At 56.1% G+C, this 230-nt stretch carries 1 protein-coding gene; it reads right to left on the bottom strand.

Annotated elements, in window-relative coordinates:
- On the bottom strand, window positions 1-230 hold a 230-nt coding region (locus tag ACP7FG_RS13270; protein WP_439226674.1), incomplete at both ends, for a hypothetical protein.

Below are 230 nucleotides of genomic sequence, written 5' to 3'. Positions count from 1 at the left end.
AGACGGGATCGGCGATCTGCGGCAGGAAGGCATAGGCATCCCAGAAGGATTGATGTTTGGGCGCGCAGATGTAGGGCCCATCGGGTATGTTCTCGATACCCTCGATCACGTTATCCGTGCCGGCCAGAACCTTCTGCAACCAATGGTTGGACCTTGCCCAGTTCTTAGGCACGCTCCAGGCATTCCTGCGGGAGCTGAGGAAGTAATAGGGCGTGAAGATGATCATATGG

The organism is Idiomarina sp. ST10R2A5 (assembly GCF_051842325.1).
Lineage (GTDB): Bacteria > Pseudomonadota > Gammaproteobacteria > Enterobacterales > Alteromonadaceae > Idiomarina > Idiomarina abyssalis.
Note: the sequence above shows the minus strand (reverse complement) of the source record. Positions and strands in the feature narration are given on the sequence as shown.